The following is a 16,109-nucleotide window of genomic DNA, read 5'->3' on the forward strand; positions in this document are numbered from 1 at the left end:
CCCCTAACCCCTTCTCCCCCAGGAGAAGGGGAATTAAATCTCTTGCTCCCCTCTCCCGGTGGGAGAGGGGCTGGGGGTGAGGGCAAAAAGCTTGCTACAAAGCGGGTTTCACGTTAAGTTGACACCAATGGGGGTGACCCCGCCCCTACGAGGTTGCAGGCTTGGTAAGTTAATGATTGGGATGTTTTTTTATTTGGAAGTCCCTAAACTTACGTAAAGCCAAAAAAAGGTGGGTATTACCCACCTCGTTGTCAGTATGTCGTTAATGTTGAGAATAGAAAATTCACTTGTGTCTACCTAACCACTTAGCTGCGGCGATACCAATAATACCCGCAACTACTGGATTGCTGAGGAACTTAATAATACCTGGTTGTTCAGCTAACACTTCACGGAAAATATCTGGGTGGTTGTGATAGACAAAGGATGCGAGTTTGCTGACATCATCAGCACTCATGCGGTTGGGGTTGTGAGTAGAAAGGCCTAATTGTTGTTCTAGATGACGCTCATCGAGTCCTCTTTCCTTGAGGTTTTTGAAAAAGGCGCGTGCGACATCATCCCGTTCGTTGGGTTTGATTTGCGCGATCGCTTTTTGTAATTCCGGCTCCATTTGGCTGGGGGGAATTCTGTCAGGATGTAAAGAACGACCGAATAATTGACGACGCTGATCTGTTGTGGTGCGTTGAGCAAAATCGTCAAAGTTTTCGTATTCGTTACCGGAATCTGTGTTTACATCATTTAAAGATTCGACATTTCCCTGCGCTAAATCTCGCATAATTTCGCGTTTATATTGTTCGCTGCTTGTCACTTTGGTTCTCTCCTTTTCAGGTTAGTTTTGCTATTACCTGATATTCTGGGAATTTGGGCTATTTTCTCGCTCAATCAGCAATTAGCTGTACTGAATTTGGCTACTTTGAGTGTCGTACTTAGCAGTTAAAATCAGCTTTTTGTCGGGAGCGTAGACCAAAACTGTTAAATCTTGATTGGGAAAATTCTTCCGAAATCCTTCTACTAAAGATTTAGCTAAAGGTCGCACTTCATTCGGACGTACCTGTTGAGAAATAACAACACCTAATTTATTGTTATCGCGTACATAGGCGTCTTTAACTAAGCCTTTAGATGTTTGTACAACCCAGTTACCAAAATTTTGTCCGGAAGAGGTATTACCTCTTTCTAATTGTGAATAGGTAACATCGCGACCAATGGCTGGGGCGTTGGTTGGGCGGTCAACTTGTGCTACATTACTACCACCACAGGCAGTGGTAATTGTTAAGACTAAAATCAAGATGCCAGCCATCAAGATTTTCCGACTCTGCTGAAGCAGAATCATATTTCACCTCCTAAAAAAACAGGGAATAATCATTAAATAGCTGGTGTATTTATGCTATTTAAATTTATTGTTTTATTTATGCAAGTATGGTGGGCATTGCCCACCATACAATTACTAATATGTTGACTTAGTGCTAGTCAATTTTTTTCTTGATGTTATCTTTCACATCTTCAATACCGTGACGTACTTCGCTTTCAGCTTGTTTTGCTTTGCCTTCAGCTTTATCTTCTGGATCGCCTGTGACGTTTCCTAAAGCTTCTTGAGCTTTACCTTCAATATTTTTACCTGTGGCTTTTGCGCGATCTTCTATGCTCATATTCTACTCCTAGTTTTAATAATTCATGGGGTTTCAAAGTTCAAGAACAACTGCGAAACCTTTTGTTATTACTCCTACAAAGTAGCTTAAAGTTTTCCTATTAGCCTTCTGTCACAAGATATATTAGTTATCTATGCTAATAGAGATAGAAAATATATATTTGAGATGCAAACAAAAGGGATAAGGAGGACAAGGAGGACAAGGAAGATAGGTATTTATGAATAATTGAGGATTATTATAGAAAAAATTATGAATTGCTAGATACAGGACTTTTTTCAGAAGTCGGTGATTTGAGTAAATTAGAACTTACGCAGTGTCAGATATTTTTCATGCTTTTTGTCAATGGTCAATAGTCCATAGTCCAAAAACCTGAATTTTGACCATTGACTGTTGACTTTTGACCACCCTTGTGAGGGTTTTTGTGTTCGGTGCGTAAGTCCTATAAATTAGTAATTATTAAATATAAAAAAATAGACCCGATTCTGCTGAGAATCGGGTTGATAAATTGAGGAAAATATTTTGGTTTTTAATCGAGAAAACCCATTAAACCATCAGAATCATCAATCTCATTAGATGCCATTGGACGGTTACCGAACACTGAATAGCTTTCAGAAATTACCAGAGAGCTAGAGGCTATAGGACGAATACCAGAGAGATTAATACTATCAACCACTTGGATTGTATTGGCACCTATGGGACGAATTCCCATAACGTTATATGTCTCAACTACTTGTAATCCACCAGCGCTAATCGGACGTACACCCGCAATAGAGACGGTTTCTGCAACTTGTAAATCGCTGCTACCTATGGGACGGATTCCAGAGATTGCAAGTGTTCCTTGAGCATCTTGTTGCACTGGTTGTTCTTTACCTGCTTCTACTTTATCTGTATTCAAGCTATTACCCTGATTATTTTCTACTTCCACTGTACTTTCTCCTTTGAGCTTGGCACGCTTTTGTCTTGGACTGACAGCTTTGCCAGTGCTATTAATGCTCATAACTTAAATCCCTCCGATTTGTTAACTGGTTTTTACAATAATTAAACTGGCGTGAATTTTTTTGTATATATGAGAGTTTAACCTTAAAAAACCTGAGACATGTATAATTATCTTCAAAATGTACACATAAGTAAATGCAATCAGTAAAATTTTATAAATAAAGATTGCTATTGCTAATGATAAGCTGCACGGATATGCTGCTACGAGTGGGCGGTGAGATCGTTACTATGGGAGAGGGTATTTCTGGCACAACTGTATGACAGAATTTAGTCTGCAAGCTCCCTTTAGTCCGACAGGCGATCAACCACACGCGATCGCACAACTAGTAAGTAGTATCCAAGCTGGAAACCGCTACCAAACTTTGCTTGGTGCTACGGGAACCGGTAAGACATTTTCAGTAGCTGCGGTAATTGAGAAGGTTGGTAAACCAACTTTGGTACTAGCGCATAATAAAACCTTGGCTGCACAGCTTTGCAATGAGTTGCGGGAGTTTTTTCCCCATAACGCCGTTGAATATTTCGTGAGTTATTACGACTATTATCAGCCAGAAGCGTATATTCCGGTTACGGATACTTATATTGAGAAGACAGCTTCGATTAATGATGAAATAGATATGCTGCGACATTCAGCAACGCGATCGCTTTTTGAACGTCGGGATGTCATCGTCGTTGCTTCCATTAGCTGTATCTACGGTTTGGGGATTCCCGCAGAATACCTCAAAGCGGCGATTCCCTTAAAAATTGGCATGGAAGTCAACCAACGCCAAATTTTACGAGACTTAGCATCTGTGCAGTATAGCCGCAACGACTTAGAAATGGGTCGGGGAAAGTTTCGCGTTCGCGGTGATGTTTTAGAAATCGGCCCTGCTTACGAAGATAGAATTATTCGCGTTGAATTTTTTGGCGATGAAATTGACGCTATTCGTTATATTGATCCTGTAACTGGGGAAATTATTAACAGTTTGCAAGCTGTAAATATCTACCCGGCGCGTCACTTTGTTACCCCAGAAGAACGCTTAGAAATTGCTTGTGATGATATTGCAGCCGAATTAAAACAACAAAAAACCGACTTAGAAGTAGCCGGGAAATTATTAGAAGCACAACGGATAGATCAGCGTACAAGATATGATTTAGAAATGTTGCGGGAAGTTGGTTATTGTAACGGCGTCGAAAACTATTCGCGCCACCTGGCTGGGAGACAAGCCGGCGAACCACCAGAATGTTTAATTGATTATTTCCCTAAAGATTGGCTATTAGTTATTGATGAATCTCACGTAACAGTACCGCAAATTCGCGGCATGTATAATGGTGACCAAGCGAGGAAGAAAGTTTTAATTGAACATGGCTTTAGACTTCCTAGCGCGGCTGATAATCGTCCCTTGAAAGCTGATGAATTTTGGCAAAAAGTTAATCAGTGTATTTTTGTTTCGGCTACACCGGGAAATTGGGAATTAGAAATTTCCGAAAATCATATAGTTGAGCAAGTAATTCGCCCCACAGGTGTAATCGATCCAGAAATATTTGTTCGTCCTACAGATGGACAAATTGATGATTTATTAGGAGAAATAAAAGACAGAGTAGACCGCCACGAAAGAGTTTTAGTCACCACCTTAACTAAGCGCATGGCGGAAGATTTAACCGAATATCTCGAAGATAACGGTATTCGCGTGCGTTATTTGCACTCAGAAATTAACTCGATTGAACGAATTGAAATTTTGCAAGATTTACGTGCAGGTAGCTTTGACGTATTAGTCGGAGTCAACTTACTGCGGGAAGGTTTAGATTTACCAGAAGTGTCTTTAGTTGCAATTATGGATGCAGATAAAGAAGGCTTCTTACGCGCCGAACGTTCTTTAATTCAAACCATTGGGAGAGCCGCCCGCCATGTCAAAGGGCAAGCAATCATGTATGCTGATAATCTCACAGATAGCATGATTAAAGCCATTGAAGAAACCGATAGAAGACGAGGAATTCAAACGGCGTATAACAAAATGCATGGAATTACGCCCCAACCAATTGTCAAAAAATCCAGTAATGCGATTTTGTCCTTTTTAGAAGTTTCGCGACGGTTAAATGCAACAGACTTAAAAGTTGTAGACGAACATATCGATGAATTACCCCTAGAAGACATTCCCGACTTAATTGTCAAACTCGAAGCGCAGATGAAAGAAGCAGCGAAAAAACTAGAATTTGAAGAAGCTGCAAATTTGCGCGATCGCATCAAGCATCTGCGGGATAAAATGCTCGGACGATAGTATTTAGTTAAGATAGCGATGAAAGAGAATGCTCTTTTTTCGCTATCCTATAACAATAAATCATTCCCCGATCGCGCTGATGGTTGCTTTACCCGATAGCATTTTGATGACTGCTGAAGAATATCTGGTTTGGGAACCCACCCAAGAACAACGCTACGAGTATTGGGATGGGGAAGTTGTGGCGATGAGTGGTGGTACACGCAACCATAACCGAGTTTCAGCAAATTTCTTTAAGCTTTTAGATGATGCTTTAGGCGATCGCGCCTGTGAAGTATACATTGTAGATGTAAAGGTGCAGGTTGAACCGGGGCAAAAATATTTTTATCCGGATGTGGTGGTGACTTGCGACGAACGAGATACCGATCTGCAAGTGGTACAATTTCCCTGCTTAATTATCGAAGTGCTATCACCTTCAACAGAAGCAGCCGATAGGGGTAAAAAGTTTGCCAAATATCGCCAATCTCCCACCTTACAAGAATATGTTTTAGTTCAAGTAGCGCAACCAGGTGTAGAAGTGTTTCGGCGTAACGAACAAGGTAAATGGGTGCTGTCTGAGTATAATTTGGATGAGAAATTGCTGCTGGAATCAGTGAATGTAGAAATAGCTATTTCTGATTTGTACCGCCAAGTGCAGTTTGAACCCGAACCCAGTGATGATTCTGTTTAAATTTCCATACTCGTGAATGAGTCTTTGATACTCGTTAACCAGTCTTTGATACTCATTAACCAGTCTTTGATACTCGTTAACCAGTCTTTGATACTCGTTAACCAGTCTTTAATACTCGTGAATGAGTCTTTTATCCTCATTAACCAGTCTTTGATACTCGTGAATGAGTCTTTGATACTCGTTAACCAGTCTTTGATACTCGTGAATGAGTCTTTGATACTCGTTAACCAGTCTTTGATACTGATTAATCAGTCTTTAATACTCGTGAATGAGTCTTTTATCCTCATTAACCAGTCTTTGATACTCATTAACGACTATCCAAGGTTGACTCTGGATACAAACTAGTTATTCCAAGAGAAGCGATCGCAATCACCGTAAATATTTTTGCACCTGTGGGCGGCTCATAGTGGGAAAATCTTCTAGAAAATCATTGAGGCGATCGCACTTTCCCTAATAAGCTTGAGTTAAAGTGTATTCGTGCGACTTTAGATCCCCGACTTCTTCAAGAAGTCGGGGATCTGGATACCTGAATGATGAACGTTGATCCTGATAAACTGCATCGATAACAGGCTAAACCTGACTACGCTCAAACACCCACCCATCGCCGACAATCTCCTCTAGGCGTTGATTGAGTCGGGGAAGGAAATAATCTGGATCATTCAGGCGCTGCTGGATAAACCAAACATCAAACGCTTCCTGTGTCTCAATTCCTTGTCTACCCGCCGCCTCTGATATCATCTTCCAACTACCTTGCTGGAGTTCCGCTAACTGCGGATGATCTTTACCTCGGTAATCGCAAAAGAACATTGCTGTTCTCCCTAGCAAAGTTTCTAGTTCATCACCTGGAGGTATTGCAATATATAAACCAACAATTAAATTCAATATCTTGGCTAAGGGGGCTTGAATCCTCAGCATCAGCCATACCGCTTGAGCTAGGTAAGCCAAACCGTTGCTTTCATCTGCTACGCCTAAATTACCTAAAACTGTTACCAAATCACCATAAGCCCGTATTTGTGCAAGTGTGACAGCAACTTCCTGGTAAAGTGCGATCGCTTTAGTGATGTCCCCTTGTTGACGGAATACCCCTGCCATATTGTTGAGGGTAATAGCTTGGCCTTGCACATCACCAATCTGCTGTTGTATTTCCAAAGATTGCTCCCACAGTGCGATCGCTTTAGTGATTTCCCCTTGGTGGCGGAATAGCAGTGCCATGTTGTTAAGGGTAGCAGCTTTGCCTTGCACATCGCCAATCTGCTGTTTTATTTCCAAAGATTGCTCCCAAAGTGTGATCGCTTTAGTGATGTCCCCTTGTTGGGCGATTACTCCTGCCATGTTGCTGAGGGTAGCAGCTTTACCTTTGACATCGCCAATCTGCTGTTGTATTTCCAAGGATTGCTTGTAGAGTGCGATCGCTTTTGGGATGTCTCCTTTTTGAGCGAATACCCCTGCCATGTTGTTGAGGGTAACAGCTTTGCCTTTGACATTGCCAATCTGCTCACATATTTCCAAAGATTTCTCCCAAAGTCTGATCGCTTCAGTCACGTCCCCTTCTTGGGCAATCACATGAATCATATTGTTGAGGTTAGTGACTTTGCCTTTGACATCACCAATCTGCTCACATATTTCCAAAGATTGCTTCCAAAGTGCGATCGCTTTAGGTATGTCTCCTTGTTGGGCGATTACCTGTGCCATGTTGTTGAGGGTAGCGGCTTTACCTTGGACATTGCCAATCTGCTCACATATTTCCAAAGATTGCTCCCAGAATGCGATCGCTTTTGGGATGTCCCCTTGCTGGGCGAATACCCCTGCCATGTTGTGGAAATTAGCAGCTTTCGTGATTAATTCCTCTTTCGGGCAAAGGTCTAAGGCTTGCTGAAAATGAGTAACAGCTTTTTGCACCAAACCCAAAACCTCTTCAGCACGGGCGATATTTCCCAAGATGCGGTAGTCCGTAAAAACTGCCAGCAATTGCTCACATAAATCTAAAGCTTCCAAAAACCGGGAATTATTCACCCACAGGGTTGCAATCCTATCCCCAATGCTGACAGCAATTTCCTGCTCTTTTGCCAGTAGTCCCAATCGCACAATTTCTAGTGCTTCTGTTTCCGTGCAGTGTTCATTCCACCAAACTTGATGGATTTTCTTCACCGCTTCCTGTCGCGTTGCTTGCCATTCTTCTTCAGTCAATATAGGTTCTAACAACAGTTCTAAAATTCTCGCCACTCGGTAATTAACTGGCTGGTTGGGGTGAGTGGTGGCAGATTCAACTAAACTCAGGCTGACAAGCTTGCTCAAGTGTCTTAGCCCCTCTCCTTGCAGGAGAGGGGTTGGGGTGAGGTTCTTCACAATCTCCTCTGTCACAGGCAAATTAAACACACTTAATCGTGCGAGAAAATTTTGCTCCTCTGTTTCCAAAGCATCAAACAGGGTTCGTGCCAAAAGATGCTCGCGGAATTTCTGCTGAGTCGCCTCCAAGCGATTCAGCAATTCATCCCCCGCCAATCCTGGCTGGTTTATCACCTCTAATAACCACTTCAGCAACCGGGGATTTCCATCAGCAATCTTGAGAATCCGTTGTGTTCTTAACTGCTGCTTGACTTCCTTATCTAAAGCAAAGCAAATTTTATCAATATCACTGCTGCTCATCCCCGCTAAAGATTCCAAGTGCAGCCGATGAGGTGGTAAAGTATCTGACTGCAAATAGCGACAGGTAACAATCAGCCGACTTTCTCCCCCATTCTCTGCCAATGCCGCACAAATCGCCTCTAATATCTTGTAAGCATCTGCCGTCATCCGCAGCGAACCATCTTTAATATTAGCTGTGGGGATATTTTGCTCAAAGTCATCCAACACCAGCAGCAAAGGTTGGTTGTGTTCTTGTTCAATCGCTGCAAAAAAGTTTTGCAACCGCCCTTTAAGTGTTACCTTTGGTTCATTCAACAGTGCAGGAACATCAGCAAACCGTTCAAACTTACTAGAAAGCTTATTCAGCAAACCCCTTTCATCTAAAACACCAATCAACACCACCCGCGCAAAGTTGGGACGCTGCGACTCAACCCGCGTACATAACCGCGCCGCCAAGGTACTTTTCCCCAGTCCCCCCATCCCCGCAATAAATACGCCAATGTAATCGCTAGTTTCCCGCAAAGCCTTCAGACACCGTTGCAAAGCTCGTCTGCGTCCGACAAATTCATACCGACTAGCAACTTTCACTAGATTATGCTCATCGAGAAATTCTTGCTCTGGGACTGTAAACCTCAGCTTTTCGCGCTTTGGTGTTCTCAGTGGTGTTACTAGTTCAGCAATCTCTCGCGTATCCCGATACACCCGCAATAAATGCCAGTCGGTGCATTCCTTGTCAATCATTTCCTGCTGCGCCGCCTTCACAGCTTCTTCTACCGTCGCCCCCGTCGCCAAAGCTTGATAAAGTGCCTGTGCCGCGACAATAGCCGTATTATCTAACACCGGACGCGCCCAGCCTAAAACTATACCCGCCCCCGCCTTCACCAAAGCCTGCGCCATTGAGGGTACAGTCCCCTTGTTCGGAACCTGTCCCGTATGACAGCCAGAAAGAAATGTTACACGAGGCCAGCGTCCGCGAAAGGCTTTAGCTAAATCGTTGACGGTGGTAAATTGCACATTCCCCACCTCATCCTCAGTAATCAAGCATGGTGTATTATCTGCTAGCCTTGCGCCTTTTGGCAGTAAAAAGCCGTAGTCTTTTTGGGTATAAATTATTCCGTGTCCGGTGAGGTGAAAGACATCAAAATAATCTTCGGGGTAAGATTTCACCAAATTCGCCAACTCAGCCACCGAGCCACTTTCCTCAACAATCAACGCCAAAGGCTGATCCTTAGTGGCTTGTAAAATATTCGCTTCTTCCCGCTCAAACCCCAAAGGCGGAATTTGCGGATGTTCTGGCGCAGTCGCCATAAACAGCAACCGCAACGGGCGATTTTGCACGCCAATTACCTGGGTTTGACGCTGCTGTACAGCACGCACAGGTAACACAGAAATATCCTGGCGTTGCAGTAAAAACCCGTTCCCATCATGTAACAATTCCCAAGGTAAATGCGCCAATCCCAACGCCACTCTTTCTGTATCTGCGTTTAACCCTTGGGCTTCACTGGTTTGAATTAAATCTAAATAAATCGTCTGCTCATCCGCTTCATCCAGCGCCCTTCTCAGCCATCCTTCTTTCCCATCCAGCCATTGATAAAGTCGCCGTCCTAACTGAGTGAGATATGGTAAGCGGTCTGTTTGTCGAGTATAGTAATTTTGCTCAGACAAATCAATTAGTTCTGCTAACTCCACCCGATCCAAACGACGGGAACCATAGTCACAGCGCAGTTCAAAGGTTTGCTGTTGACTCAGGGCGAAGGTAAACTTTAGGGGCATAGCTAGCAGCAGTAGACTCTACAATAAACTTCACCGGATTCTCGGTAGATTCCGAACCTCAACAAGGTTAAGTTATTGTACCGGAAGTATGAGCTTGAGCAAGGGAATATTTTGTAAAATAGTATCTATATTTCGTAGGGGCGGGTTCAGCCAAATTGTTGTGGATGATGGAGTCATATCTGTAAACCCGCCCCTACAGCTTGTGAAAGATGCGGATAATGCGATCGCTACCTAATTAATATTTTTAATTTTGATCCAGGGAGATAGCAACGTGACTCATTCATTATTAGTTAAATCAGGGTTATTATTTACTATCGTGATGTTAGATTTAGCGATGTATTCTCCTGTAAAAGCAGAAGTTGCTCAGAAGATACCGCAAAATCTACAGCAGGTAAAACCCCAAGGTAAACAGTTCAGTAAACAATTATCTTCTCCTACTTCTCAACAGCAATGGGAAGAATTTAGACAGCGACAAGATGAACAAATGCTCAGACAACAGCAACGTCTCGAACAATTTAGACTACAAAATGAGGTAAGACAACAACAGCCACCCGGACGATTGAGACAGCAACCCTTTGGACAATTGAGACAAAATCAATTGATAATCCAGCAAAGACAGCAAATGGATACATTGAGGCTACAACAGAAACTCAGACAGCAGCCGTAAAGGTTGTTTTGTCAAATCAAGCTTCTGCAGCATCAATCATTGCCAGCTAATTATTTATTGGCTGGCAACTAGGCAATAAAAATTCATTTTTTTCTGTCAGGGTAATATAATCTAACTGAACAGCTTTAATAAGAATTTTGTCTAGAAAAACTTTTAATACTTTTATGACTTGAGATTTATCTATAGCAAATTCCTCTGCTGCTATCGATTCACCATAATTTCTCCAGATGCATTTAAGTTTTGAATTATCTACAGACTGGAAATAGAGAGTCATTTCACTCTCTGGAAAACTTATTTCAATATTTTCATTTCTATCCAATCTAAAGATTACTTGTGGCAACTCTTTTAAAATCAAAATAATATCAGGATCTAAAAACAAATCTTGTTTTTTATCTCCAATTTCTATTATAACTTTTTGATTATTTTCAAAACAAAAACGGCGTAGCTGTATTTCTGAATGTGAAAGTTCTTCTAAAGGATCTTCCGGAGGAGAAAACCACTTTTCACGACAAAGTTCTGCTAATTCAAGAGAAAATTTCTGAGTACTATTCATTTGGATTTTTCCTCAATGATTTTTAAAGTACAAAGCTATCTAGAACAGGATATGCAGAATTTAGAGTACCATCTTTATTCCTTTGAACAAATGCACGAGTTACATTTTCAGTTATTGTTCCATCAGGATGATAAACTCTACCAATAGGACGTTTAAAATCAATTACATATCTACCTGGATATTTTGGTGTTGCTTGCTCTGCATTTACCCAGTCATCAGTATTGAGCCACTGTCCCTGATATTTATTTTTGCTAGCTACTCTACCCCTTAACTGCTCTGGTGTCAGTTTTGGCCCATGATGACGCTCAATATGATCGTAAGCTTTAGTTGATTTAGAATTATTCCATTGGGGTTCTGCTCCACTTCCTGTCCATGTACATCCACTTCCTACTTTTATATTAGAGCTTGTGATTTCCTGTTGTATAACTTCAATCAAAGGGTAATTTTCTGGAAGATTGGGATTATAGTCAGTCAAATTTCTAACTTACCTCTTTATTTAAGTAAATTAAGCCCACTGGCGCAGTTTTTTATGTACCTGGGCTAAATACCACATATAATCATCAATCTTGTAATCATCAGCAGCTTTAACTATATATTCCTGTGCTAATTCCAGATTATTCTCAGCTTCGTAATATAGTCCTAAATAAAGGTGACTGTAAAAATTACCTTTGATTCCTTCAGATTTACCAACATTCAAAACATCATCAGTTGTACAATTCCCTGCATATAAATCGTACACGCTGCGCATAATTCGCCTGGGGTCATTTTTCACAGGTAATAGCGAATTCTTTGCTGATTCCACCCCCGAAAGTCTAGCTATACAGAGATATCTCCATACTGTTTCTTCTACATCTTGGGCGTTAACAGTCAAATCAATTTCAAATTGTGCCGCACCTTCAGCAAATTTTTCTGCATAATAATAAGATAGTCCCCGTTGCCATAGATAAGGTTTAAGACGCTCATCTAATTTTTCTGCTGTATCAAAATCTTGAATAGATTCATCAACTTTGGCTAATTGAAAGTAAACCATTCCCCGACGAATATAAGCATGAGGATTTTGTGGCTGATTGCGAATAGTTTCATGCCAACGCTGGAGTTGATTTTCTAATGAATTGTTAAAAAACATGATTTTGATGAGCAGATTATCTGTGAATTTAGAGATTTAATTAAAAAAACCGCGAAGACGCCAAGTACGCCAAGGAAGAGAAGGATATTTAGTAAGATAAACTAAGTAATACACCAATTTTGTACATGAGATAATAATTGGGGAAAGAATTCTTGAAAGTCAGACTCTAAAGCATCATAGTGGGTGATGAGTTCATTGATAGCTGGAGTTAAACTAAGGTGTCTGTTACATCGCCTTGATAATCGTCTTGATATGCGCAAAAGAGTTATCTCTACACCAGATACATGACGATAAGAACCTAACCAATCTTCAGCCGCTACGCGAGAAATTACTTCTCTCACCATCATTGGTATTTGACCGGGATAATCTCTAAATGAACTATATATTTCTGCTGTAAAATCATCTAAAGATACATTGCAATATTCTGACCAATTTCTTGCTAAGAAATGGTCATAAAAAATATCTACCAGTACACCAGAAAATCGCCGATAGCTAGAGTCAATACGTTGTTTACTTCTTTGTACAACTAGATGATTATCTGTAAATCTATCAATTACTAGATGACAAGCAATTCCCCGTTGGATATAAGAGTTTAATTCCTGGCGCGCCGCACCTTTGACAATATCGGCTAGGAGATTACCTAAGCGACTTTCAACATTTGGTTCAGATAATAACAAGTGGGCTAACCAGTTCATTTTGGCGATGCATCTACTTTTGTTAACTGTTGTACAGACAAGTTTAACCATATTCGCACATTTAACCCTCATATCTAGCCATGATGTAGAAGCGAATAGCTAGTAGGTTGGGTAGAGCGTCAGCGAAACCCAACAAAGCAGCTTTAATGTTTGTTTTTGGCGCTAACACCAAACGTATTGATTTATATAGGAATCCGATTTGATTTCTGAAAAAATCTAAGTATATGTAGGGTGCGTTATCACGAAGTGTAACGCACCGTATTATGGGAGTTGGTGCGTTGCGCTGCGCGACAACACACCCTACGTATTTCTTCACAAATCAAATATGAATCCTATACCATCACTATTTAGCTTGAAAATCAGATAAAGGCAAATATTCAGATATTTCATCCTCATATTTAGCCATGAGGTAGAAGCGAATAATAGCAAAAGTCAGTATTGTGATGCTAGTTGCTGAAAATAAGGAATAAACGCCTGTGGTGCCAATTAGAGATAATAATCCTACGCAAATCACACCTTATGTAACCTTTGGGTTAATTGCGGTGAATGTACTGGCTTTTATTTATGAAGTTAATCTTCCCCCTCGCGCTTTAGATGGGTTTTTACATTTAGCTGCTGTGGTTCCGCGAGAACTTACCCTGAGTTTTGCTGGTGTATCTGTACATCAACCTGTACCGGAGTGGGCTACTTTAATTACTTCACAATTTTTACACGGGGGTTTATTACACCTAGCTGGAAATATGTTGTTCCTGTGGATTTTTGGGAACAATGTGGAAGATAAGCTAGGTCATTTTAAATACTTACTGTTCTATTTATCTTGCGGTGTTTTGGCATCATTAAGCCAATGGTACTTTGCTCAAAATTCTAACATTCCTTCTTTAGGTGCGAGTGGTGCGATCGCAGGTGTGATGGGAGCATATATTCTGCGCTTTCCCCAAGCCGAAATTCTCGGTGTCATCCCTCTAGGGTTTTTCTTCCCGACTTTCCGAGTCCCTGCATATTTCTTTCTCGGTTTTTGGTTTATACAACAAGCTTTCTACGGTTTCGCCAGTCTAGAAACACCTACCAACATCGGTATGGAAAGCGGCGGTATCGCCTACTGGGCACATGCTGGCGGTTTCCTCTTTGGCGCAATTCTCGGCCCCATTTTGGGGTTATTTAGCGATAAACCTAAATCAGGAGTGAGGAATTGGGGATAAAAAGAGCGAAGCGATGACTGTTGACTGTTGACTGTTGACTGTTGACTGTTGACTGTTGACTGTTGACTGTTGACTGTTGACTGAAGCTCTGTCGAAGTGTTGCCCCATGCCCAATGCCCAATGCCCACCCTTCAAGCTATATTGCAAGTAATAAATAATTAGGAAAAACACCTGTGTTTCCTCTCTACGACGAAAATCCGACGCGCATCACCCCATACTTAACTTATGGGTTGATTGGGATGAATATCTTAGTTTTCCTTCATGAAGTGAGTCTATCCAATGCCGAGTTAGAGCAATTTTTTCAACTATATGCAGTAGTACCGCGACAATTAAGCGCCAACTTTGCCGGAGAATGGACAACGTTATTTACATCACAATTCTTACATGGTGGTTGGTGGCATTTAATCTCGAATATGGTTTTTCTCTGGGTTTTTGGTAATAATATCGAAGACCGCTTAGGTCATTTTAAATACCTAGTTTTTTATTTAGCTTGCGGTGCTTTAGCTGCTTTATGTCAGTGGTTTATTGGCATGAATTCGGGTATTCCTTCTTTGGGTGCGAGTGGGGCAATTGCTGGTGTTTTGGGTGCATATATTATCGGGTTTCCTCACGCTAGAGTTATGACTTTAGTGTTTTTAGGATTCTTTATTACTACTATTAGAGTGCCTGCAATGATATTAATAGGGCTGTTTGTGGTTCAGAATCTCATTTCTGGTGTTGCCAGTCTACAAACAGCAGCTAATATGAGTGTAGAAACAGGCGGAGTTGCTTACTGGGCACATATTGGTGGTTTTGCTTTTGGAATGATTCTCGCTCCTTTATTTGGCTTATTTAGGCGCGACGAATATTAGTTTTTTTATATAATTCTCGCGCCAATATATTCTAGAGGGCATGGCAATGCCCATTGGTGTCAACTTAAGTATCTCTGGCTTACCCAACAGACCGCCCACAGGCTGTAAGCCTGGGGCTAACGTTACAAAGCCCACCTGCGTGGGCTAGATTTTCTTAGCCCACCTGCGTGGGCTTTGTTCAATTAGCCGCACCCTTTGAGGGTGACGGCGGTTTATTGGGTAAGCGAGTGGCTGGGGGTGAGGGCGAAACCTTTTCACCAAGCGGGTTTCACGTTAAGTTGACACCAATGGGCAGTGCCATGCCCCTACAATTTGTCCGACATTGTGTAATTAATTTTGTGTAACTACTTATTCATTTGCGTAGGCGAAGCCCGCCGTAGGCATCGCAAACTCGCTAAGGCATCAAGTAAAAATAAGTAGTGCGAGCATCTTGCTCGCGCGGGCAAGACTTCGGCGTGAGCGCTCAGTCGAACGCTGCCCGCACTACAAAAATTAGATTGTTCAACTTATTTTTACACGACTCCTAACCAACAACAAAAGCCACTATCCTCAACTCAATAGTGGCTTTGCTCAACTCAATAGCGGCTTTCCTTAACTCAATAGTGGCTTTGCTCAACTCAATAGTGGCTTTGCTCAACTCAATAGCGGCTTTCCTTAACTCAATAGTGGCTTTGCTCAACTCAATAGTGGCTTTGCTCAACTCAATAGCGGCTTTGCTCAACTCAATAGTGGCTTTCCTTAACTCAATAGCGGCTATTCTCAACTCAGTAGTGGCTTTCCTAAGTTTCCTAAACGCGAAACTCATAGCCCGCCTCAGAATGAATTCTGAGTCTCATAGCAAAAGTAAGCTAAAGCTAACTAAAATTATCACTTATCCCCAGTTTACTTTAGTAAACTTTGCCTTTGTCCCTGGGAATTCATTCCAAGGTGGGTAGGTAAGCCTTGCAATCAGCCATCTGTGGCTTAAGTTGACACCAATGGGCATTGCCATGCCCCTAAAATCTGTCTTATTCTTTTTTTAACCTGGTATACAAATTATGAATAACAAATGACCAATGA

General features: G+C 41.6%; 17 protein-coding genes. 6 read left to right on the top strand and 11 right to left on the bottom strand.

Going from position 1 to position 16,109, the window contains the following annotated elements; translation table 11 throughout:
• Window positions 1-283: 283 nt before the first annotated feature.
• The 4 genes from AACW45_RS29590 to AACW45_RS29605 all read right to left on the bottom strand — a co-directional run bounded on the left by AACW45_RS29590 (window position 284) and on the right by AACW45_RS29605 (window position 2,640).
• Window positions 284-805, bottom strand: coding sequence for a hypothetical protein (locus AACW45_RS29590; protein ID WP_190548253.1), 522 nt, complete (start codon window positions 803-805; stop codon window positions 284-286).
• A gap of 81 nt (window positions 806-886) precedes the next feature.
• A complete protein-coding gene (locus AACW45_RS29595; RefSeq protein WP_190548255.1) occupies window positions 887-1,327 on the bottom strand; it encodes a hypothetical protein in 441 nt (146 codons plus the stop codon).
• Between the two features lie 133 nt (window positions 1,328-1,460).
• Complete coding sequence (locus AACW45_RS29600; protein ID WP_190636621.1) at window positions 1,461-1,643, bottom strand: CsbD family protein; 183 nt, start codon at window positions 1,641-1,643, stop codon at window positions 1,461-1,463.
• 526 nt (window positions 1,644-2,169) lie between these two features.
• Window positions 2,170-2,640, bottom strand: coding sequence for a hypothetical protein (locus tag AACW45_RS29605; RefSeq protein ID WP_096646750.1), 471 nt, complete (start codon window positions 2,638-2,640; stop codon window positions 2,170-2,172).
• A gap of 256 nt (window positions 2,641-2,896) precedes the next feature.
• Between AACW45_RS29605 and uvrB the strand changes: the two genes are divergently transcribed.
• Together uvrB and AACW45_RS29615 are read left to right on the top strand one after the other, a co-directional pair.
• Window positions 2,897-4,894, top strand: coding sequence for an excinuclease ABC subunit UvrB (gene uvrB, locus AACW45_RS29610; RefSeq protein WP_190636623.1), 1,998 nt, complete (start codon window positions 2,897-2,899; stop codon window positions 4,892-4,894).
• A 79-nt stretch (window positions 4,895-4,973) separates the two neighbouring features.
• A complete protein-coding gene (locus AACW45_RS29615) occupies window positions 4,974-5,561 on the top strand; it encodes a Uma2 family endonuclease (protein ID WP_190636682.1) in 588 nt (195 codons plus the stop codon).
• Between the two features lie 570 nt (window positions 5,562-6,131).
• Here the strand turns inward: AACW45_RS29615 and AACW45_RS29620 are convergent.
• Window positions 6,132-9,959 (bottom strand): tetratricopeptide repeat protein, encoded by a 3,828-nt coding sequence (locus tag AACW45_RS29620; RefSeq protein WP_190636625.1) that lies wholly within the window; start codon window positions 9,957-9,959, stop codon window positions 6,132-6,134.
• Between the two features lie 271 nt (window positions 9,960-10,230).
• On the opposite strand from AACW45_RS29620, the gene AACW45_RS29625 reads away from it, so the two are divergent.
• The gene (locus AACW45_RS29625; RefSeq protein ID WP_190636627.1) at window positions 10,231-10,626 is read left to right on the top strand and encodes a hypothetical protein; all 396 of its coding nucleotides are present in this window, start codon (window positions 10,231-10,233) and stop codon (window positions 10,624-10,626) included.
• A 46-nt stretch (window positions 10,627-10,672) separates the two neighbouring features.
• Here the strand turns inward: AACW45_RS29625 and AACW45_RS29630 are convergent, their stop codons facing one another.
• The 4 genes from AACW45_RS29630 to AACW45_RS29645 form a co-directional block, all read right to left on the bottom strand.
• Entirely contained in the window at window positions 10,673-11,179 is a 507-nt protein-coding gene (locus tag AACW45_RS29630) for a hypothetical protein (protein ID WP_190636629.1), read from the bottom strand.
• A gap of 22 nt (window positions 11,180-11,201) precedes the next feature.
• Window positions 11,202-11,654, bottom strand: a complete 453-nt coding sequence (locus tag AACW45_RS29635; protein ID WP_190636631.1) for a hypothetical protein — start codon at window positions 11,652-11,654, stop codon at window positions 11,202-11,204.
• Between the two features lie 30 nt (window positions 11,655-11,684).
• Window positions 11,685-12,305, bottom strand: a complete 621-nt coding sequence (locus tag AACW45_RS29640; RefSeq protein WP_190636632.1) for a tetratricopeptide repeat protein — start codon at window positions 12,303-12,305, stop codon at window positions 11,685-11,687.
• 101 nt (window positions 12,306-12,406) lie between these two features.
• Complete coding sequence (locus AACW45_RS29645; protein WP_190636684.1) at window positions 12,407-13,000, bottom strand: acyl carrier protein phosphodiesterase; 594 nt, start codon at window positions 12,998-13,000, stop codon at window positions 12,407-12,409.
• Window positions 13,001-13,476: 476 nt separating this feature from the next.
• Between AACW45_RS29645 and AACW45_RS29650 the strand changes: the two genes are divergently transcribed.
• Complete coding sequence (locus AACW45_RS29650; protein ID WP_190636634.1) at window positions 13,477-14,199, top strand: rhomboid family intramembrane serine protease; 723 nt, start codon at window positions 13,477-13,479, stop codon at window positions 14,197-14,199.
• On the opposite strand, the gene AACW45_RS29655 is transcribed toward AACW45_RS29650, so the two are convergent.
• Window positions 14,176-14,370 carry a hypothetical protein gene (locus tag AACW45_RS29655; RefSeq protein ID WP_339381932.1) on the bottom strand — a complete coding sequence of 65 codons (195 nt, stop codon included), beginning with the start codon at window positions 14,368-14,370 and terminating at the stop codon, window positions 14,176-14,178. The two genes, AACW45_RS29650 and AACW45_RS29655, sit on opposite strands and share 24 nt — an antisense overlap.
• 2 nt (window positions 14,371-14,372) lie before the next feature.
• Here AACW45_RS29655 and AACW45_RS29660 point away from each other — a divergent pair, with 2 nt between their 5' ends.
• Both AACW45_RS29660 and AACW45_RS29665 read left to right on the top strand, forming a co-directional pair.
• Entirely contained in the window at window positions 14,373-15,050 is a 678-nt protein-coding gene (locus AACW45_RS29660) for a rhomboid family intramembrane serine protease (protein WP_190636636.1), read from the top strand.
• Between the two features lie 167 nt (window positions 15,051-15,217).
• Window positions 15,218-15,394, top strand: a complete 177-nt coding sequence (locus AACW45_RS29665) for a hypothetical protein (RefSeq protein ID WP_190636638.1) — start codon at window positions 15,218-15,220, stop codon at window positions 15,392-15,394.
• A gap of 179 nt (window positions 15,395-15,573) precedes the next feature.
• On the opposite strand, the gene AACW45_RS29670 is transcribed toward AACW45_RS29665, so the two are convergent.
• Window positions 15,574-15,855 carry a hypothetical protein gene (locus tag AACW45_RS29670; RefSeq protein WP_242046852.1) on the bottom strand — a complete coding sequence of 94 codons (282 nt, stop codon included), beginning with the start codon at window positions 15,853-15,855 and terminating at the stop codon, window positions 15,574-15,576.
• Window positions 15,856-16,109 lie beyond the last annotated feature (254 nt).

This window comes from Calothrix sp. FACHB-168, from assembly GCF_963889195.1.
GTDB classification, from domain to species: domain Bacteria; phylum Cyanobacteriota; class Cyanobacteriia; order Cyanobacteriales; family Nostocaceae; genus Aulosira; species Aulosira anomala_A.